The organism is Vibrio makurazakiensis, assembly GCF_050337375.1.
GTDB classification, from domain to species: domain Bacteria; phylum Pseudomonadota; class Gammaproteobacteria; order Enterobacterales; family Vibrionaceae; genus Vibrio; species Vibrio makurazakiensis.
Map to the genome: position 1 here is coordinate 1 of NZ_JAKJSW010000283.1, position 4,261 is coordinate 4,261.

Annotated in this window: 5 protein-coding genes; 3 read left to right on the forward strand and 2 right to left on the reverse strand. The window is 42.2% G+C overall.

The genetic code is table 11. From position 1 onward, the window contains the following. Window positions 1-630 (forward strand): hypothetical protein (locus L4C33_RS19975; RefSeq protein ID WP_428814152.1); only part of this gene is annotated, 630 nt, incomplete at its 5' end. 76 nt (window positions 631-706) lie between these two features. Here L4C33_RS19975 and L4C33_RS19980 read toward each other — a convergent pair. Further along, window positions 707-1,681: a Gfo/Idh/MocA family protein gene (locus L4C33_RS19980; protein WP_428814153.1), complete on the reverse strand. Its 975-nt coding sequence runs from the start codon at window positions 1,679-1,681 to the stop codon at window positions 707-709. A 2-nt stretch (window positions 1,682-1,683) separates the two neighbouring features. After that, window positions 1,684-1,977: a putative quinol monooxygenase gene (locus tag L4C33_RS19985; protein ID WP_428814154.1), complete on the reverse strand. Its 294-nt coding sequence runs from the start codon at window positions 1,975-1,977 to the stop codon at window positions 1,684-1,686. A gap of 112 nt (window positions 1,978-2,089) precedes the next feature. Between L4C33_RS19985 and L4C33_RS19990 the strand changes: the two genes are divergently transcribed. Together L4C33_RS19990 and L4C33_RS19995 are read left to right on the forward strand one after the other, a co-directional pair. Further along, a complete protein-coding gene (locus L4C33_RS19990; protein WP_428814155.1) occupies window positions 2,090-2,965 on the forward strand; it encodes a LysR family transcriptional regulator in 876 nt (291 codons plus the stop codon). A gap of 434 nt (window positions 2,966-3,399) precedes the next feature. Continuing rightward, complete coding sequence (locus L4C33_RS19995; protein WP_428814156.1) at window positions 3,400-4,254, forward strand: MIP/aquaporin family protein; 855 nt, start codon at window positions 3,400-3,402, stop codon at window positions 4,252-4,254. Window positions 4,255-4,261 lie beyond the last annotated feature (7 nt).

The following is a 4,261-nucleotide window of genomic DNA, read 5'->3' on the forward strand; positions in this document are numbered from 1 at the left end:
AAATCATTGATCATTTCTGTAGCAGCGTTCACTTCACTACAAGCAGCATCTGCCGATTTTGGTGTGAATATTCAATGGGATAAGACTCATTCATACCACCAGCCAAGTCAGGGTGAGCAATCAAAATTTGAGCAAATGATAGAGTCTGGTGAAATAAAAGATGTGTTCGTTCAAGAGAGTTACGGCAACATCCAATCAATGAACTTTGTTATTGAAGCGGATAACGAACAGCAGGTTAACGACAAGATTAACAGCCTGCCTATGGCTCAAAATGGCACGCTAGAAATTAACGGAATTGAGTACCTTGGCGATATGTGGTTAAACAGTAGCTTATCGAATCAAAACTATGGCTTAACATTCAACTGGAACCAAGATATCGACAGTGCGGAGCTTAACCGAGTATTAGGTGTGGATTTACAGCGCGTTGTAACGCTAAACCAGGCTGGTGTTGTCACATCATCTTATATCAAGACTCAACAAGATAATGGCACAATAAAACCTGTTTATTTGATTTCGATGCTTGCTGACAGCGAAGAAAATGCGCTTCAACTTAGCCAGCAATTTGAAGCGGTTTATCAAGGCTATGCTAGCGTTGAAGTACAATATTTGGGTAAAAAGCTAACGCTTTAGTCAGCACACTTCTCTCTTAGGTCAAACCGTATATACACAGTTCATATATACGGTTTCCTAAACTTTCGAACCAAGCTTAGCTTGCCGCTAGCTCCCAGTCCGTAAGTAGTTTCATGATCTCTTTAGAATCTTGATGGCTAGCCATAGGCGATGCTAACTGCTTTTTCCCTGTAGCGAGTGCGTTACGAATATTTCTTACTTGATAGTAGAAACCATCACCTTTTGCTGCGACTTTGACTTCTCTCGTTGACGTTTCATACACCTCAACCGTAAAGCTGTTCTCTTGTGTTGCTAGCCAAGGATTAGTATCTAGTGTAATACAGCCTTTACTGCCCAAAATGGTAAAGCCATGCTTTAACCCATACGTTTCTGCGGTATGAATTTGAGCCGTGATCGTATCGTTAAATCGCATCAACGCTGAGGACTCACAAATATTGCCATCTTGCCCTCGTCTACCTATCGCAGAGAACGACACTTGATCAAATGCTCGCTCGCCAAGCTGATGTTTGATAACAGAATGAATCAGAGACATTGGATAACAGCCGAGATTATAGAGTGCGCCTTTACTGTCAGGATTTACAAACTGGTCAATCGCTGCGACGTAAGAGCCTTGAATAAAACGAATTTCCCCGATTTCACCCGTCGCGATCTCTTCATGCAGTTTTTCCATTAATGGGTGATGCAAATACATCAAACCTTCAGCGAAGAAAACGTCCGCTTCTTTGACTGCAGCTAGGGCTTGTTCTGTCTTTTTCATATCAATGGATAAAGACTTTTCACACAGAATGGCTTTGCCTTGTAGGGCAGCCTTAATGACATACTCATGGTGTACGTGGTTTGGCAGCGCGATATAAATAATATCGATAGCATCATCGCTAATCAGCGCATCATAGTCGTTGTAGATTGTTGTTGGCTGATATTGCTGTGCAAAGTCATTCAATGTTTTTTCAGTTCGGCCTGCGACTGCGTAAAGCTCACTGTGCTTATCTTCGTTAATCGCATCAGCCATAACACCCGATATAAAGCTTGTTCCCAATATGCCCCATTTCATGCTTACAGCTCCTGCTTCTGTGTTTCAAATACTTGAACGAGTTCAGTTATATCGCGCTCAATAAAAGCTTGAGTATGAGACATTCCGAAGTGCTGGTTAATTGCATCTCTGTCGACATACTGTTCCCATAAAACAACACGCTGGCTGTCTTTTTCATCATAAGTCGCTAACGCTTGTAAACAGCCATGTTCACTTTGCATATCGACACAAAATTGTTCAATAGCAGTAACGGCTTCATTTCGTTCAACGTGTTCTTTTATTTTTAATTCTGCTGTCACAAAAATTGGTTTGCTCATTATCGGTATTCCGGGTGTTATTTGATCGGCTATTCGTTAGCTTTAATATAATTACCTCTTAATAATTGATAAACTCGTCTTTATTTTATTCTTTATAAACTGTGAGTGTTTAATGGATAAGTTAACTAGCATGAAAATCTTTGCTTACGTCGCTGAGCACGGCAGCTTTCGTGGTGCTGCCCACCGTTTTAATTTATCGGCAACCATGATTGGCAAACACATTCAGGCTTTGGAAACGAACCTTAATTCCCAGCTGATCCACCGTACAACCCGCAAGCAATCACTCACAGACTCAGGACAACTGTATTACCGAGAATGTAAACGTATTTTAGAAGACATCAGCAATGCCGAGAATTTGATTCAGACCATTGAAAATCAACCTCAAGGAACGGTGAAGATCAACAGCCCCGTCACATACGGCAATAAGGTACTTGCGCCTATCATCGCTAAGTTCTTGGTGGAATACCCGACGATCAACATCGAATTAATGCTCAATAACGATCTTGTTGACCCCTATTCTTCTGATATCGATTTGATTGTAAGAATAGGTACGTTATCTGACTCTAATCTAGTGGCACGCAGCCTCGGCGACTATGGCATGAGCTATTGCGCTTCACCTGAATACTTAGAGCAACATTCACCCATTACTTCACTCGAAGAACTGATGCAACATCCGTCACTGGGGTTTAGTTACACGAGTGGAAGTGACGTTCAATTGAGTAGCTCTCCATCTTCAACGCGAAATAGGGGGCAAGTTCGCCTAACGTCCAATAATGGTGATGTATTACGATATGCAGCATTGCAAGGTGTAGGTGTATTGTTACAACCTAGAATATTGGTTGAAGAAGAAATGAGCAAAGGAACATTAATCGAGATTTTATCTGATACGTTACCAGCGCCTAAGCCCATCCATTTACTCTATAAAACTAAACAACTTTCACTGAAAAACCGCACTTTCGTCGATTTTTTGTTAAACGAACTCGCCTAATTCAGAGGTGTTGGGGTAGTTAACTTGCCCCGACACGCCAGCCATGGCCAACTACGCCCAGCCACGCAACACTGACTACCTCTCGATATACGCGATATAAACATCCAACATTCAATCACGTAATGTTTAAGTATTGTCCTATGACGAAGTAATGTCACAAAAACCAATACAAAACTCCTCATACCAGTTGTCAATCTATTTGCATACACGTACTTTTACCGCACTTATCCAGTTAACGACCACTTTACAGCTTCCTACGCCCCTTCAAATAACTTTCCTTTGTGATCAAAGTCGTTCAATTTAACAAATAACGCTCGTTTGATTAACAATTACATGCTCAAACACTCACTTTTAATGCTCGTTTGTTTTCGAATTCGAAAATATATGCACAATAACACCGTGCTAGACAACGAAAACAAAACAAGGACTCGAAAATGACAACAAATAAACACCCATCTCTATTAGGCGAATGCCTAGCTGAGTTTATAGGAACAGGACTTCTAATCTTCTTTGGCGTGGGCTGTGTGGCTGCTTTAGTTTTAACTGGGGCATCATTCGGACAATGGGAAATCAGTATTGTGTGGGGCTTTGGTGTTTCTATTGCCATTTACTGCACGGCTGGGGTTTCTGGTGCACACATCAACCCAGCAGTAACCATTGCTCTGGCGATGTTCCATGGCTTCGATAAAGCGAAAGTCGTACCTTACATCATTGCCCAATTACTTGGTGCTTTCTGTTCTGCTGCTTTAGTTTACAGCCTCTACAGTAACCTTTTTACTGACTACGAAATTGCGCATAGCTTCGTTCGTAGCAGCCAAGAAGCACTTGCTACTGCTGGTATCTTCTCGACTTACCCACATGCTTCACTTTCTTTCTTTGGCGCTTTTGCAGTGGAATTCGTGATTACAGCGGTACTAATGTTTGCCATTCTTGCACTCGGTGATGAGAACAATGGCGCTTCACGTGGTGCAATGAACCCACTGCTTATCGGTATTCTTATCGCTGTTATTGGTGGTTCACTAGGTCCACTAACGGGCTTCGCTATGAACCCAGCTCGTGACTTCGGTCCAAAGCTATTCGCATATTTCGCAGGTTGGGAATTTGCACTAACAGGTGCACGTGACATTCCTTACTTTATCGTCCCAATTCTAGCGCCAATCGCTGGTGCATGCTTTGGTGGCTGGCTATACCCGAAAGCAATCGCAGCTTACCTACCTGTAGAAGGCCAAGGCTGTACTATCCCAAATCAATGTGAAACGGAAGAAGAAGCTGAACAAGCTCGCGCTTAAATCTAAG

Excerpts from the sequence above, each read along its gene's own strand:
- L4C33_RS19980 (WP_428814153.1), bottom strand. The coding sequence starts at position 1,681 with ATGAAATGGGGCATATTGGGAACAAGCTTTATATCGGGTGTTATGGCT.
- L4C33_RS19985 (WP_428814154.1), bottom strand. The coding sequence starts at position 1,977 with ATGAGCAAACCAATTTTTGTGACAGCAGAATTAAAAATAAAAGAACAC.
- L4C33_RS19990 (WP_428814155.1), top strand. The coding sequence starts at position 2,090 with ATGGATAAGTTAACTAGCATGAAAATCTTTGCTTACGTCGCTGAGCAC.
- L4C33_RS19995 (WP_428814156.1), top strand. The coding sequence starts at position 3,400 with ATGACAACAAATAAACACCCATCTCTATTAGGCGAATGCCTAGCTGAG.